The 13,397-nt window shown below is 71.7% G+C and carries 17 protein-coding genes and 1 riboswitch; of the genes, 11 read left to right on the top strand and 6 right to left on the bottom strand.

Annotated elements, in window-relative coordinates:
* Window positions 1-7: 7 nt before the first annotated feature.
* From rpe to IEQ44_RS00140, 9 genes are all read left to right on the top strand, one after another.
* A complete protein-coding gene (gene rpe / locus IEQ44_RS00180) occupies window positions 8-676 on the top strand; it encodes a ribulose-phosphate 3-epimerase (RefSeq protein ID WP_193636411.1) in 669 nt (222 codons plus the stop codon).
* 70 nt (window positions 677-746) lie between these two features.
* Window positions 747-876, top strand: a riboswitch (FMN riboswitch).
* A gap of 109 nt (window positions 877-985) precedes the next feature.
* A complete protein-coding gene (gene ribD, locus IEQ44_RS00175) occupies window positions 986-2,047 on the top strand; it encodes a bifunctional diaminohydroxyphosphoribosylaminopyrimidine deaminase/5-amino-6-(5-phosphoribosylamino)uracil reductase RibD (protein WP_227486674.1) in 1,062 nt (353 codons plus the stop codon).
* Window positions 2,047-2,700: a riboflavin synthase gene (locus tag IEQ44_RS00170; protein ID WP_193636410.1), complete on the top strand. Its 654-nt coding sequence runs from the start codon at window positions 2,047-2,049 to the stop codon at window positions 2,698-2,700. Before ribD ends, IEQ44_RS00170 begins: the two co-directional genes overlap by 1 nt.
* Window positions 2,697-3,422 (top strand): nicotinamide riboside transporter PnuC, encoded by a 726-nt coding sequence (gene pnuC / locus IEQ44_RS00165; protein ID WP_193636409.1) that lies wholly within the window; start codon window positions 2,697-2,699, stop codon window positions 3,420-3,422. The genes IEQ44_RS00170 and pnuC overlap by 4 nt, the downstream gene beginning before the upstream one ends.
* Entirely contained in the window at window positions 3,419-4,642 is a 1,224-nt protein-coding gene (locus tag IEQ44_RS00160; RefSeq protein WP_193636408.1) for a bifunctional 3,4-dihydroxy-2-butanone-4-phosphate synthase/GTP cyclohydrolase II, read from the top strand. The genes pnuC and IEQ44_RS00160 overlap by 4 nt, the downstream gene beginning before the upstream one ends.
* Complete coding sequence (gene ribH, locus IEQ44_RS00155) at window positions 4,639-5,118, top strand: 6,7-dimethyl-8-ribityllumazine synthase (RefSeq protein ID WP_193636407.1); 480 nt, start codon at window positions 4,639-4,641, stop codon at window positions 5,116-5,118. The genes IEQ44_RS00160 and ribH overlap by 4 nt, the downstream gene beginning before the upstream one ends.
* Before the next feature lie 48 nt (window positions 5,119-5,166).
* Entirely contained in the window at window positions 5,167-5,430 is a 264-nt protein-coding gene (locus IEQ44_RS00150; protein WP_193636406.1) for a phosphoribosyl-ATP diphosphatase, read from the top strand.
* Between the two features lie 11 nt (window positions 5,431-5,441).
* Window positions 5,442-6,308: an ATP phosphoribosyltransferase gene (gene hisG, locus IEQ44_RS00145; RefSeq protein WP_193636405.1), complete on the top strand. Its 867-nt coding sequence runs from the start codon at window positions 5,442-5,444 to the stop codon at window positions 6,306-6,308.
* The gene (locus IEQ44_RS00140) at window positions 6,292-6,756 is read left to right on the top strand and encodes a PH domain-containing protein (RefSeq protein WP_193636404.1); all 465 of its coding nucleotides are present in this window, start codon (window positions 6,292-6,294) and stop codon (window positions 6,754-6,756) included. Before hisG ends, IEQ44_RS00140 begins: the two co-directional genes overlap by 17 nt.
* Window positions 6,757-6,801: 45 nt before the next feature.
* On the opposite strand, the gene IEQ44_RS00135 is transcribed toward IEQ44_RS00140, so the two are convergent.
* The 5 genes from IEQ44_RS00135 to IEQ44_RS00115 form a co-directional block, all read right to left on the bottom strand.
* Complete coding sequence (locus IEQ44_RS00135; RefSeq protein ID WP_193636403.1) at window positions 6,802-8,079, bottom strand: DUF1501 domain-containing protein; 1,278 nt, start codon at window positions 8,077-8,079, stop codon at window positions 6,802-6,804.
* 4 nt (window positions 8,080-8,083) lie between these two features.
* On the bottom strand, window positions 8,084-9,559 hold the full coding sequence (locus tag IEQ44_RS00130) for a DUF1800 domain-containing protein (protein WP_193636402.1): 1,476 nt from the start codon (window positions 9,557-9,559) through the stop codon (window positions 8,084-8,086).
* A gap of 65 nt (window positions 9,560-9,624) precedes the next feature.
* Window positions 9,625-10,191, bottom strand: coding sequence for a nucleoside/nucleotide kinase family protein (locus tag IEQ44_RS00125; RefSeq protein ID WP_319804386.1), 567 nt, complete (start codon window positions 10,189-10,191; stop codon window positions 9,625-9,627).
* Between the two features lie 2 nt (window positions 10,192-10,193).
* A complete protein-coding gene (locus tag IEQ44_RS00120; RefSeq protein WP_319804385.1) occupies window positions 10,194-11,408 on the bottom strand; it encodes an amino acid deaminase/aldolase in 1,215 nt (404 codons plus the stop codon).
* Window positions 11,405-11,830: a cellulose synthase gene (locus IEQ44_RS00115; RefSeq protein WP_193636401.1), complete on the bottom strand. Its 426-nt coding sequence runs from the start codon at window positions 11,828-11,830 to the stop codon at window positions 11,405-11,407. The genes IEQ44_RS00120 and IEQ44_RS00115 overlap by 4 nt, the downstream gene beginning before the upstream one ends.
* Before the next feature lie 41 nt (window positions 11,831-11,871).
* Here IEQ44_RS00115 and IEQ44_RS00110 point away from each other — a divergent pair, with 41 nt between their 5' ends.
* On the top strand, window positions 11,872-12,390 hold the full coding sequence (locus tag IEQ44_RS00110; RefSeq protein ID WP_193636400.1) for an SseB family protein: 519 nt from the start codon (window positions 11,872-11,874) through the stop codon (window positions 12,388-12,390).
* A 38-nt stretch (window positions 12,391-12,428) separates the two neighbouring features.
* Here the strand turns inward: IEQ44_RS00110 and IEQ44_RS17570 are convergent, their stop codons facing one another.
* On the bottom strand, window positions 12,429-12,557 hold the full coding sequence (locus IEQ44_RS17570; RefSeq protein WP_264674415.1) for a hypothetical protein: 129 nt from the start codon (window positions 12,555-12,557) through the stop codon (window positions 12,429-12,431).
* A gap of 114 nt (window positions 12,558-12,671) precedes the next feature.
* Here IEQ44_RS17570 and infC point away from each other — a divergent pair, with 114 nt between their 5' ends.
* Entirely contained in the window at window positions 12,672-13,340 is a 669-nt protein-coding gene (gene infC / locus IEQ44_RS00105) for a translation initiation factor IF-3 (protein WP_193636399.1), read from the top strand.
* Window positions 13,341-13,397 lie beyond the last annotated feature (57 nt).

Genomic DNA, 13,397 nt, shown 5'->3' with positions numbered 1-13,397 from the left:
TCGCTGCGTGGGAATCCAGATCACGCCGTCCATCCTCAACACCGACTTCGCTCGTCTGGGTGAGGAGGTGGCTCGCATCCCCAGCGCCGACATGGTCCACGTCGACGTGATGGACAACCACTTCGTGCCCAACCTGACCTTCGGTCCGTCGATGGTCGAGGCGCTGAGCCGGGTCACCGACCTGCCGCTCGATGCCCACCTGATGATCGAGGACGCCGACCGCAACGCCCCTGCGTACGTGGAGGCCGGCGCCTCGAGCGTCACCTTCCACGTGGAGGCTGCCAAGGCTCCGATCCGGCTGGCCCGTGAGATCCGTGCCCAAGGGGCCCGGGCGTCGATGGCCCTCAAGCCGGCCACCCCGATCGAGCCCTACGAGGACCTGCTGCCCGAGCTCGACATGCTGCTCATCATGACGGTCGAGCCCGGCTTCGGCGGTCAGAAGTTCCTCGACCTCTGCCTGCCCAAGATACGCAGGGCCCGCGCCCTGATGGCGAAGCACGGTGTCGAGACCTGGCTGCAGGTCGACGGCGGCGTGAGCCTCGAGACCATCGAGCGGTGTGCCGAGGCGGGTGCTGACGTCTTCGTCGCCGGGTCCGCCGTCTACTCGGCCGACGACCCCGACGCCATGGTGCGCCAGCTGCGCGCCCACGCGGAGTCCGCCAGCCCCTGGGAGTGAGCCTCCTCACCGTCCCGCCCCGAGGTGCGGCGAAGGCGGTGCGTTAGAGTGTCGGGACGAGTTGAAGAACTCGCGTGCTCTGGGGGCGGTGAAATTCCGCACCGGCGGTGAAAGTCCGCGACCCGGCCACACCCAGTGGTCGGTTGAGCAGGTGAAATTCCTGCACCGACGGTCAAAGTCCGGATGGTAAGTGCACGCAGGTGACCCCGTGACGGGTGTGCCGGCCGTACGTCTCGCGTACGCCTGCCGCGCGTGGGGCCGCCCGCATCTCTCCCACGGTTCGTGAGTGACCCGGACCAGGAGATCGAGATGCCGGCCACCGCCACCGAGACCGATGCGATGCGTCGCGCCCTCGCGCTGGCCGCGACCCCGGGCGTACCGCTGGGGCCGAACCCTCGGGTCGGCTGCGTGCTGCTGTCCGCGTCGGGTGACGTCGTTGCCGAAGGTTTCCACCGAGGTGCCGGTACGCCCCACGCCGAGGCCGACGCGTTGGCCCGGGCCGGTGGCGCTGCCCGTGGCGCGACGGCGGTGGTGACCCTCGAACCCTGCAACCACACGGGGCGCACCGGTCCCTGCGCCCAGGCCTTGGTGGAGGCCGGGGTCGCCCGAGTCGTCTTCGCGCAGCGCGACCCCAACCCCGTCGCGGCCGGCGGCACCACCACGCTGCGGGCTGCCGGCATCGACGTGCTGGACGGGGTGCTCCACGACGAGGCGGCCCACCTCAACCGGGCCTGGACCTTCGGTGTGCGACACGGCCGTCCCCTGGTCACCTGGAAGTTCGCGACGTCGCTCGACGGGCGCAGCGCTGCGGCCGACGGGACCAGCCGCTGGATCAGCAGCCTTGCCTCGCGCCACGACACCCACCGGCTGCGCGCCGAGTGCGACACGATGCTCGTCGGCACCGGGACCGCGCTGCTGGACGACCCGGCCCTCACCGTGCGCGACGAGCATGACCGCCCCGTCGCTCACCAGCCGCTGCGCGCCGTGATGGGGTTGCGGCCGCTGCGCGAGGGCCTCAAGCTGCGTGACGCGAGCGCCGAGACCGTGCACCTCGAGACCCGCGACCCGTCCGAGGCCCTGGCGATGCTGTACGCCCGGGGTCGCCGCCACGTCTTCCTGGAGGGTGGGCCGACGCTCGCGGCCGCCTTCCTGGCCGCCGACCTCGTCGACGAGGTCGTCACCTATGTCGCCCCGCTGCTCCTGGGCTCGGGGCGCAGCGCCGTCGGCGACCTCGGGATCACCACCCTGGCCGACGCCGTGCACCTGACGCCCACCGACGTCACCGTGCTCGGCGAGGGCGCCGACACCAACGTACGACTCACCCTCACCCCGCAGCGCCCGCTGGCGGGCACCGACCAGGAGGACACCTGATGTTCACCGGAATCGTCGAGGAGCTGGGCACCGTCCACGCCGTGGAGGACCAGTCCGACGCCATCCGCCTCACCGTGCGCGCCGAGACCGTGCTCGACGACGTGCACCTGGGCGACTCCATCGCGGTCAACGGCTGCTGCCTGACCGTCACCGAGGTGGGGACCTCGGCCGGAGACGGTCGGGTCGACCTGTGGACCGCCGACCTGATGCAGGAGACGTTGGACCGCACCAGCCTGGCCGGCGTCGCCCCCGGCGACCGGGTCAACCTGGAGCGGGCCGTCACGGCCGACAAGCGACTGGGCGGCCACATCGTGCAGGGTCACGTCGACGGCGTGGGGGAGGTGCTCGCGCGCACCCCCAGTGAGCACTGGGAGGTCGTCGAGATCTCGCTGCCCGCCGACCTGGCCCCGTTCCTGGTGGAGAAGGGCTCGATCACCGTCGACGGGGTGAGCCTCACCGTGGTCGACGTCACCGACTCCAGCTTCACGGTCAGCCTGATCCCGGAGACGTTGGCCCGCACCACGCTCGGCTTCCGGGCGCCCGGCGACCGGGTGAACCTGGAGACCGACGTCATCGCCAAGCACGTGGCCAAGCTGGTCCGTGCCTACCTGCCGGCCGGCGCCGGCACGCCCACCGAGGAGAAGGACGCATGACGCTCCTGGAATGGTTCATCAACGGCACGATCCCCGTGGCCGGCAGCACCCTGCGGGTGCCTGAGGTCGTGGGCAACGTCTTCGGCCTGGCCAGTGCCCTGCTCGGCATGAAGCGGTTCATGTGGGCGTGGCCGGTCGGCCTCGTCGGCAACGTGGTCCTCTTCTTCGTCTACACCTCGGGCGAGGTCATCGACCTCGACGGCGACAAGCTCTGGGGTCAGGCGCTGCGCCAGGTCTTCTTCGCCTCGGTCAGCCTCTACGGCTGGTGGCGCTGGTCGCAGGAGAGGCGCGGCGGCGGAGCCAGCGACGGCGGTGCGATCACGGTGCGCTGGGCGACCTGGCGCGAGCGCGCGCTGCTGGCCGCTGTCGGTGTGGTGGGCTACCTGGCCGCCGTGCAGGTGCTCGGGCTGATCGGGTCGTGGAACCCCACCACCGAGGCGTGGATCGTGGCGGGGTCGATGCTCGCCACGTGGGGCATGGCCCGTGGCTGGGTCGAGTTCTGGCTGGTGTGGCTGCTGGTCGACGTCGTCGGCGTCTGGAGCCTGTGGAGCTCGCCCTACGACGTCCAGGCAACGATTGCGATGTACCTCTTCTACGCCTTCTTCGTCGTGGTCGGCTTCTTCACGTGGTGGCGGGCCGCCCGTACCCACGAGGCTGCCCGGCACGCCGCCCATGTCGCGGTCGCCGAGCCCGCCGGGATCGTCGAGGAGGTGCAGGCATGAGCATCCGTCTGGACTCGGTCGAGCGCGCCGTTGCCGACATCGCCGCCGGACGTGCGGTGGTGGTCGTCGACGACGAGGACCGCGAGAACGAGGGCGACATCATCTTCGCCGCCGAGAAGGCGACCACGGAGCTGATGGCCTTCACCATCCGCCACTCCAGTGGCGTGATCTGCGTGCCGATGCCTGCCGCTGAGCTCGACCACCTCGAGATCGGGCTGATGACCCCGCACAACCAGGACCCGATGAAGACCGCCTACACGGTCTCGGTGGACGCCCGCGACGGCGTCAGCACCGGCATCTCCGCGGCCGACCGCGCGCGTACGGCGCGCCTGCTCGCCGACCCGGAGACGCAGCCGTTCGAGCTGACGCGACCCGGCCACGTCTTCCCGTTGCGCTACCGCGAGGGTGGGGTGCTCGTACGCCGCGGCCACACTGAGGCGGCCGTCGACCTGGCCCGGATGGCCGGCCTCGCACCGGTGGGCGTGCTGGTGGAGATCGTCAACGACGACGGCACCATGAAGCGCGGCCCCGAGCTGCGCGAGTTCGCCGACGAGCACGGCCTGGCGATGATCTCGATCGAGGCGCTGGTCGAGTACCGCCGTCGCACCGAGATGCACGTCGAGCGGATCGCGGTCACGGGCCTGCCCACGCTCCACGGTGACTTCGTCGCCCACGGCTACCGCAGCCTGCACGACCACACCGAGCACCTGGCCCTGGTCCACGGCGACATCAGCGGTGACGAGCCGGTGCTCACCCGGGTGCACTCCGAGTGCCTGACCGGCGACGTGTTCGCGTCGCTGCGCTGCGACTGCGGTCCCCAGCTGGAGGAGGCGATGAAGAGGGTCGTCGAGGAGGGCCGTGGGGTCGTGGTCTACCTACGCGGTCACGAGGGTCGTGGCATCGGACTGGGGGAGAAGCTGCGGGCCTACGAGCTGCAGGAGCAGGGTCGCGACACCGTCGACGCCAACCTCGACCTCGGACTGCCGGCCGATCCCCGCAACTACGCCGCGGCCACCCAGATCCTGCGTGACCTGGGAGTGGGCGCCGTGCGGCTGCTGACCAACAACCCGCTCAAGGGCCGCGACCTGGTCGCCTTCGGGGTCCCGGTCGCCGAACGCGTCGCCCTGACGCCGCGGCCCACCGAGCACAACCGCGCCTACCTGCGCACCAAGCGTGACCGCATGGGTCACGTCATCGACAACCTCGAGGAGCAGCTGTGAGTGGAGCCGGAGCACCCCAGAGCCAGCCCGTGGACTGCAGCGACCTGAAGGTCGCCGTCGTCGCCGCCAGCTGGCACACCCAGGTGATGGACGGCCTGCTGGCCGGGGCCCGTCGCGCCCTGGAGGCCTACTCGGCGCGCGCCGACGAGTTCCGCGTGCCCGGCACGTTCGAGCTGCCCGTCGTGGCGCAGACGTTGGCGGCCGAGGGCTACGACGCGGTCGTCGCGCTGGGTGTGGTGGTCCGCGGCGGCACCCCGCACTTCGAGTACGTGTGCTCCGCGGCGACCGACGGTCTGACCCGGGTGGCCCTGGACCACCGGGTGGCCGTCGGCTTCGGCGTGCTGACCTGTGACACCGACGCCCAGGCGCTGGACCGCGCCGGGTTGGAGGGTTCCCGGGAGGACAAGGGCTGGGAGGCCACCTCCGCGGCGCTGGAGACGGCTCGGGTGATCCGCGGCATCCGTGCAGGAGGCTGAACGGACCGAGGTGCGTCCCGGCGCCCTGCACCGCTTAGGCTGGACCCCGTGAAGACGTTCGAAGGCCTGTGGGACGAGCTCAACGAGATCGCCCGGACCCGTCCGGAGGGTTCCGGCACCGTGCGTGCCCTGGAGGCCGGGGTCCATACGATCGGCAAGAAGCTGGTCGAGGAGGCCGCCGAGTCCTGGATGGCCGCGCGCTACGAGGGCAAGGAGGCGACGGCCGAGGAGATCAGCCAGCTCCTCTACCACGCCCAGGTGCTCATGCTCGCCAGTGGAATCACGCTCGACGACGTCTACGCCCACCTCTGAGGACTTCTTCCATGTCGCAGTCATCCACCGGCGCGCTGCTGCGCGTCGCCGTGCCCAACAAGGGTGCCCTCTCCGTCGCCGCCACCGAGATCCTCAGGGAGTCCGGCTACCGGCAGCGCCGTGACTCCAAGGAGCTGGCGGTCACCGACGCCGACAACGGCGTCGAGTTCTTCTACCTGCGGCCGCGCGACATCGCGCTGTACGTCGGTTCCGGCACCCTCGACGCCGGCATCACGGGTCGCGACCTGCTGCTCGACTCCCGGGCGGACGCCAAGGAGGTGCGGGCGCTCGGCTTCGGCCGGTCCCGCTTCCACTTCGCGGGACCCGCCGGGCGGTACGCCTCGCTGGCGGACCTCCCCGGCAAGCGGATCGCCACCTCCTACACCGGCGTCGTGGAGGCCTTCCTCGACGAGCGGGGCATCGACGCCAGCGTGATCCGCCTCGACGGAGCGGTCGAGACCAGCATCCAGCTCGGGGTCGCCGACGTCATCGCCGACGTGGTCGAGACCGGCTCGACGCTGCGCGCGGCCGGGCTGGAGACCTTCGGTGAGCAGATCCTGGAGTCGGAGGCCGTCCTGGTCACCCGTCAGGGAGAGCAGCACCCCGACTTCGAGATCTTCCGACGTCGCGTCGAGGGCGTGCTGACCGCCCGTAGCTACGTGATGATGGACTACGACATCCCCAGCGAGCACGTCCAGGCCGCCGTGGCGCTGACCCCCGGCATCGAGTCGCCGACGGTCTCGCCGCTGCACCGTGAGGGCTGGGTGGCCGTGCGCGCGATGGTCCCGCGCACCGGCAGCCAGCGCCTGATGGACGCGCTCTTCGAGCTGGGCGCGCGCGGGATCCTGCTGACCGACATCCATGCCTGCCGCCTCTGAACCCCGCGAGGAGATCGCCGTGCCCGACCTTCCCCAGACCTGGCGTCCGCTGGGCGTACGACTGGCGGTGGTCTTCTTCGGGGCGCTGCTCGCCATCGTCTTCCTGGCCGCCTGGTTCGGGTTCTCGCAGGAGACGCGGGACACCTACACCCCCTTCCAGCTGTCCACCCTCGCGGTGATGATCCTCGGCGGCGCGGGTGTCGGCTACGGGGTCGCGCGTGCCCGGGTGGACGCGACCGACGAGGGCCTCGTCGTGGTCAACGGGTTCCGTCGCCACGAGGTCGCCTGGCGCGACGTGGAGACCATTCGGCTGCCGTCCGGCGCCCCGTGGGCCCGGATGCGACTCACCGACGGTCGTACGCTCTCGCTGACGGCGTTGCAGGGCTCCGACGGTCCGCGTGCCACCCGCGCCGTGGCCGAGCTCAACGCCCTGCTCGAGCAGCGCTGACCCCCGCACGCGCGGCCTCTGTCGAGGCGGCGTCTGCTGGGCAGGTCACTGCCCGTGCATCACACCCACACGGGTCGGGGTGAAGCCCGGGAAGACCTGGGCGCTGCTGCTGCCGAAGCGTGCCTTCACCACCTCGGCGAGCACGCTGCGGTAGTCGGTGGTGACGAGCAGGTCGGCGTCCCAGCCGGTCTGCAGGCCCGGCCAGCTGCCGTGGTAGCCGCCGCGTACGCCCGCTCCCAGGAGCAGCATGGCGGTCCCGTACCCGTGGTCGAGGCCCCAGTTGGCGTTCTCCTCGACCCGGCGTCCGAACTCGCTCAGGCACACGACGGTCACCTGGTCGGCGTCGGGGCCCAGGTCGGTGAAGAAGGCCGCCAACGCCCCGGCCACCTCGCCGGTCTTCTGCTTCATCGCGCCCCACTCGAGGTTGCCGACGTCGGTGTGCATGTCCCAGTCGCCGTGGTCGACCGTCACCACCTGGGTGCCCACCCCCGACCGGACGAGTCGGGCCACTTGCGCCAGCGCACGCCCGAGGTCGTGGGTGGGGTAGGTCGCACCGTGCAGCGGGTCCGTGGGGCTCGTGCGCGCGGGTTCGAAGGCGTCCACGGCCGCGAAGGCGGCCTGCACCGCTCGGCCCAGGGGGTCGCGCTGGCCGTTCCACAACGTCCTCAGCGATCGGGGACGCCCCTTCTTGACGTCCCACTGGTCCGCGCCGGCGAGCTTCACGTCCTCCAGCTTGGGAGCGGTCAGGAACGGGTGGGCGCCGTACAGGGCCGTCGGCGCAGCGGCGCCCAGGTGGACGGCCTGCAGGGGCGAGGAGTCGGTGTCGACCCCGACGAGTCGGTTGAGCCAGCCGTTGCGCCTCGCCGACCCGGGCGCGGCGTTCTCCAGCTCCTCCATCGCGGAGAAGTGGGAACGGTTGCGAGCCGGCAGCCCGGCCGCGTGCACAGCCGCCATCCGGCCCGAGCTCCACAGGGGGAGGAGAGGCGCGAAGGCGGGGTGGAGGCCGAAGAAGTCGTCACGGGCCAGCAGCTGGTCGGTCGGGACCGCCAGCCGTGGCCGGGCCCGGGCGTAGACCGGGTCGCCGTGCGGCACGACCAGCGAGAGGCCGTCGGCGGCGCCTCGCAGGGACAGGACCACCAGCACCCGGCGCGCATCGCCAGCGGCCCGGGCGGCGGGTGCCTGGGCGACCTGGACCACCGTCGAGCCGATGGTCGTGGCCACCCCGGTGGCGAGGACCCCGCCCAGGAAGCCCCGCCTCGACAGTGAGAGGTCGGCGTACTCCCGGCAGCAGGCGTCGGGCTCGGGCGCGGGGGAGGAGGGCATCAGGTCACCGTCGCAGGAAGTCGGGGGAGTCGAGCACGGTCGTGAGGAGGCGGGGCATGCTCCACTTCACCAGCGGATGGTCGCGCGTGATGCGCTCGCCGGGGCGTACGTCCACCGCCTCGCTGCAGGCCTGGACGAGCCGCCGCGAGGCCGGGCGGTGGAGCAACGACCGGGAGAGGTGGTCGACCAGTGCGTCGAACCTCAGGCGCCTGCGCGGCAGCCAGCTGGCGGGCGCCCGGTGCTTCACCTGGGCGCTCGGCCACCAGCCTCCTGCCATGGAGTAGTGCATCTGGAAGGAGGCGAGGACCCGCGAGGTCGACGACCAGGCGGCGTCGTCGATCGGGGTGCCGTCGGGCCGGGGCCAGCCGAAGGGGGTCGCTCCCAGCGCCTGGGTCTGCCACAGGACCGCGTTGGCCGCCGAGTTCGACGAGGTCGGCCGGGAGACCTTGGCCCCGAGGGCGCGGTAGGTCGCCACGACGTCCTCGATGGGGTCGCGCACCTTGCCTCCGACCGAGGCCCGGAACTGCTTCGAGGCGACCAGGGCGCGCAGGACCGGGACGATGGCGGTGTCGTGGCGCAGGTAGACCCGCGCCAGGCGGTCGACCAGCGCGGGAGCCGGCGCGTCCTGGACGAACTTCGTCACGAGCCTGGTCGCGATCCTCCGGGCCGTCGCCGGGTGCCGGGCCAGGTGGTCGAGGTAGAGCCGGGTGACCTCACGGCCGTCGGCAGCGGCGTTGCGGTGGGTGAAGTCCAGCACCCGCACCCGTCCGGTCGAGTGCATCTCGGGTGCGTAGGACGCCTTCCAGGTCTTCCACATGTCGACGCTCCACCCCGTCAGGATGCGGGCGGAGTCCTTCACGTCGGACTCGTCGATCACCTCGCGCCCGACGGTGTGCAGCTCGAGCAGCTCGCGACCCAGGTTCTCGTTGGGCTGGGACGCGGTGGAGGTGGCGTTGTCCAGGTAGATGAGCATCGCGGGGTGGGTGGTGGTCGCGCGCAGCAGGTCGGCGAACCTGCCCAACGCGTGACGCCTGATCGTCTCGCCGTAGGAGACCCGGTGCACGAACCACTGCTCACCGTTGGTCGGCACGTAGAGGTGGTTCTCCCAGAACTGGGTCATCGTCTCCAGCACCTGCAGCGGTGAGGTCGTCCGTCGCGCGATCACCCAGCGCTGGTAGTCGGCCATCACCTCCCAGCCACCCCGGGTGCCGTTCACGCTGCGCTGCCACAACGACTCGGGGCCACGCCCCAGGTCGGGCCACCAGGCCTTGGTGCGGCCGAGCACGGGGTCGCGCAGCGCGGTGCCCTTGAGCTGCCGGTCGAACCATGCCTCGGCACCGCCACGGGCGCGGACCTGCGCCGCCAGCGCGGGGGTGACGCCGTAGGAGAACCGGCTGACCAGGTGGCGTTGCCGGGGCGGGAGCACCTTCACCTGGGTGCGGCGACGCGCTTTCGCGGCGGCGGTCGGGGCGTCGGGCATGGGTTCGACTGTAAAGAAGGCCCCACGCTGTTGTCAGGCGAACCGGGCGCAGGCTCGACGTGGAGTCAACGAACGGTCGTCAGGACGAGGTCAGCGGTCGTCCGGGTGCCTTCTCGGGCGAACAGCCGGGCCTCCCGGGCAGCCCACGCCGCCCAGTGCGGGGCGAACGCGTCGCCGTCGCCCTCCCGGGAGAGGGCGCGGTCGCGACGCACGTCCTCCGGAGCGTCGAGCCAGACGCTGGCGCTGCGGTAGGGCTGCGTACCACGTGACCCCGCCCCGACGCCCTCCACGACGAGCAGCGCGCAGTTGGGCACCTCGACCCGGTCGACGAAGCGGCCCTCGTGCCAGTCGTAGCGACGGTGCGTGGCCCGACGGCCTCGGCTCATCGGTCGCAGGACCTCGTCCACCAGCGTCTCCACCACGTCGTCGAGGCCGGACCACCCGTCGAGCAGGAGGTCGAGCGGCAGGACGTGGGTGGCGACCGGGGAGGCGGAGGCGACCGCCGCCGCCAGGGTGCTCTTGCCGGATCCGGCGGGGCCGTCGATGCAGAGCAGCCGTGTGCGGCGGCCCAGGCGCGGCGGGCGACCGTTCACGAGGTCCAGCACGGTGCGTGCGTCGTCGTCGGTGCCCACGCTCAGAAGGCCTGACCCGCACCCCGGTAGCTCGGCACCTCGCCCACCAGCGAGTCGCCGGAGAGCAGGTGGGTGGTGCGCACGTGCTCGAAGAGCTCTCCGGACTTCGCGTGGCGGAACCACACCAGGTCGCCGATCGCCAGCGACGATGCCGGGTGTCCCGTGAGGGGGGTCTGCACCTCGCCGGCGCCCTCGGTGGCGGTCAGCGTCAGCCCCGCCGGGGCCCACGGCAGGGGTGCGCGGTCGGCACCGGGAGGTCCGGAGGCAACCAGTCCGCCACCGTGCACGGTGACGACGCCCTCGCTCGGACGTCGGGTCACGGGCAGGCCGAAGAAGGCGGCGGGCCGCGGGGAGAAGGCGCGGTAGTGGTCGAAGAGGCCGGGCACCAGGAGGCCCGAACCGGCAGCGAGCTCGGTCACCGCCCCGTCGGCAGCCGAGGTCTCCAGCGAGCCGGAGCCGCCGGCGTTCCAGAACTCCAGGTCGGCGACCGGGGCCAGTGCCTCGGCGATCGCGCTGCGGCGCCGCGCCAGCTGGCGGACCGACGCACTCTTGATGCGGCGTACGACCGCCGAGCGGGCACGCTGTGTGGGCAGGGAGTCGGGGAGCCCGGCGACCTGTCCCTCATACGACATCACGCCCACCAGGCGCACCCCCCGCCGGGCGGCCACGGTCCGCGCCAGAGCCACGACGTCGTCGACGTCGTGGAGGGGGGAGCGTCGCGGGCCGACGTGGGCCCCTGCCAGGCGCAGGGCCGCGTCGACGTCGAGGGCCACGCGCACCTCGGCGTCGCCGGTGCGACTAGCGTCGAGGAGGTCCAGGTGGGCCACGTCGTCGACCATGACGGTGATGCAGGCGGCCGCGGCCGGGTCTCGGGTGAGTCGGGCCAGCGCGGCCCGGTCGACACTGGGGTAGGCGACCAGCAGGTCGTCGCTCACCCCCTCGGCGTGCAGCCACAGGGCCTCACGCAGGGTGAAGGCGAGGACTCCGGCGAACCCGGGATGGGCCAGGGCGCGTTCGATCAGCGCGGGCACCCGCAGCGACTTCGACGCGACGCGGATCGGCGTGCCGGAGGCCCGGCGTGCCAGGTCGTCGGCGTTGGCGTCGAAGGCGTCGAGGTCGACGACGGCGATCGGAGTGGGTCGGTCGGTGAGGGCGCTCACGGCGCGGTCGAGGCGGGCCCAGAGCCGGTTCCGCTCGACCTGGAGGTCTGGGGTCACTGGATGCCCTTGCGTCGCAGGAGCTCTTCGATCTCGTCGAACTCGTCGTCGCCTTGTGTCTTCCCTGCGGGTGGGGCGGAGGCGGCGGCGACGGAGCGCGTCCCGCGGGCACGCCCGACGGTCTTGTCGCGGCGGTCGATCCCGCTGGCGACCACCCACAGCAACACGGACGTGCCGGCAGCCGCGATCCCGGTCCAGACGGCGGGGGAGAGCACGAGGCCCGTCGCCCAGCCGCTGACGGCGCGGGCGATCTGGGTGAACATGCCCAGCGTGCCGGTCAACCAGGCAGCCGGGGCGAGGAGGGTGAGTGCCAGCGCCCGCAGCCCCGCTGGGACTCCGCGGCGGCGGAACGCCCACCACGTGCACGCGCCCCCCAGCACGGTGAGTGCGAGTGCCAGTGCACCCCAGGTCACGTCGTCCATTGGTCAAGCGTCCCACATCGACCCGATAGGCTGACCGCACCATGGTCGACCCCCACCGCTTCGCCGGCGCCGAGATCCTCCAGTCGTCGTTCCCCGACGACGACGGCCGCGTCGCGCCCGAGCTCGAGGCCGCGCTGCAGGCGTACGCCGGTGACCGCCAGGCCTTCGGCGCCGTGGTGGGCGCGCTGGCGCCGGCCCGACTGCTCGTGCCGGTGGTCGCCGTGCTGGGCGAGGTGGAGGTCGACGAGCAGGGGTTGGCGCACGACAAGTCCAGTGACATGGCCACCGTGCTCGTCACCGGGGCCGACGGCCGTCAGGCGCTGCTGGCCTTCACGTCCACCGAGACGCTCCACCGGTGGAACCCCGAGGCCCGCCCTGTGCCGGTGCCCGCCCCGGTGGCCGCGCAGAGCGCCGTGCAGGAGAGCGCCGCCGCCCTGGTGGTCGACATCGCCGGACCCGTGACCTTCGTGCTGGAGGAGCGCGACCTGGAGGCGTTCGCCGCCGGGTGGAGCTTCGCCCGGGTGGGAGACCGCACGGGCTGGATCCGCGACGCGCCCTGACCGTCGAGTTGGGGTTGCTCGAGCCGATCGGCTATCCTTCACGAGTTGACCGATCGGCCCGGCCCCGGGTTGATCACAAGCGGAGGCACGCACCACGTCTCCCACCCTCCGGCCGTCCAGGTCGTCGGGTCCGGTCGGAGCTGCCCGCCTGCGGGCGTCGGCTCCACGCAACGCCCCGGGTGGCGTGATGACTGGCTTCCGCTTCGACATGCGGGAGCCATCGTTCATTTGCGGAGGATGTGCCCCGTCCACAGACCACTGGAGGACACATCAGTACTGAGTTGCGCATCAACGAGCGGATCCGGGTTCCCGAGGTCCGTCTCGTCGGTCCCAACGGCGAGACGGTCGGCATCGTCCCGACCGACCAGGCACTGAAGCTTGCCCAGGAGGCAGACCTCGACCTCGTCGAGATCGCGCCCCAGGGCCGCCCGCCCGTCTGCAAGCTCATGGACTACGGGAAGTTCAAGTACGAGAACGCCCAGAAGGCCCGTGACGCCCGACGGAACCAGACGAACGTGATCATCAAGGAGATGAAGCTTCGTCCCAAGATCGACCAGCACGACTACGAGACGAAGAAGGGCCACGTGGTCCGCTTCCTCAAGGCTGGCGACAAGGTCAAGATCACGATCATGTTCCGGGGCCGTGAGCAGCACCGCCCCGAGCTCGGTTTCCGCCTGCTGCAGAAGCTGGCCGAGGACGTGCAGGAGCTCGGCTTCGTCGAGTCGTCGCCCAAGCAGGACGGTCGCAACATGACCATGGTGATCGGCCCGCACAAGAAGAAGGCCGACGCCAAGGTCGACGTCCAGGCCGAGAAGGACGCCAGGGTCGCCGAGCGTGAGGCCGCTGCCGTCGAGGAGCGCGCGGGTCGCGCGCCCAAGGAGGGTCAGCTCGTGGCCCAGAAGAAGGAGCGCAAGCGCTCCGAGAACCTCGACCCCGACATCGACGTCTGACCCACCGGTCACTGAACTGAGCCGGACAGTCCAGCTGTTCGGTTGACGCACCACGAA

Origin of the sequence: Nocardioides malaquae (assembly GCF_015070385.1) — a bacterium.
In the GTDB taxonomy this organism is placed as follows: domain Bacteria; phylum Actinomycetota; class Actinomycetes; order Propionibacteriales; family Nocardioidaceae; genus Nocardioides; species Nocardioides malaquae.
This window is presented reverse-complemented; position numbering and strand designations above follow the sequence as displayed.

What these genes read in the sequence shown, in the direction of transcription:
- hisG (WP_193636405.1), top strand. Translation starts at nt 5,442, where the DNA reads ATGTCGCAGTCATCCACCGGCGCGCTGCTGCGCGTCGCCGTGCCCAAC.
- IEQ44_RS00130 (WP_193636402.1), bottom strand. Translation starts at nt 9,559, where the DNA reads ATGCCCGACGCCCCGACCGCCGCCGCGAAAGCGCGTCGCCGCACCCAG.
- IEQ44_RS00160 (WP_193636408.1), top strand. Translation starts at nt 3,419, where the DNA reads ATGAGCATCCGTCTGGACTCGGTCGAGCGCGCCGTTGCCGACATCGCC.
- ribD (WP_227486674.1), top strand. Translation starts at nt 986, where the DNA reads ATGCCGGCCACCGCCACCGAGACCGATGCGATGCGTCGCGCCCTCGCG.
- IEQ44_RS00135 (WP_193636403.1), bottom strand. Translation starts at nt 8,079, where the DNA reads ATGCCCTCCTCCCCCGCGCCCGAGCCCGACGCCTGCTGCCGGGAGTAC.
- IEQ44_RS00115 (WP_193636401.1), bottom strand. Translation starts at nt 11,830, where the DNA reads ATGGACGACGTGACCTGGGGTGCACTGGCACTCGCACTCACCGTGCTG.
- IEQ44_RS00170 (WP_193636410.1), top strand. Translation starts at nt 2,047, where the DNA reads ATGTTCACCGGAATCGTCGAGGAGCTGGGCACCGTCCACGCCGTGGAG.
- pnuC (WP_193636409.1), top strand. Translation starts at nt 2,697, where the DNA reads ATGACGCTCCTGGAATGGTTCATCAACGGCACGATCCCCGTGGCCGGC.
- IEQ44_RS00110 (WP_193636400.1), top strand. Translation starts at nt 11,872, where the DNA reads ATGGTCGACCCCCACCGCTTCGCCGGCGCCGAGATCCTCCAGTCGTCG.
- IEQ44_RS00140 (WP_193636404.1), top strand. Translation starts at nt 6,292, where the DNA reads ATGCCTGCCGCCTCTGAACCCCGCGAGGAGATCGCCGTGCCCGACCTT.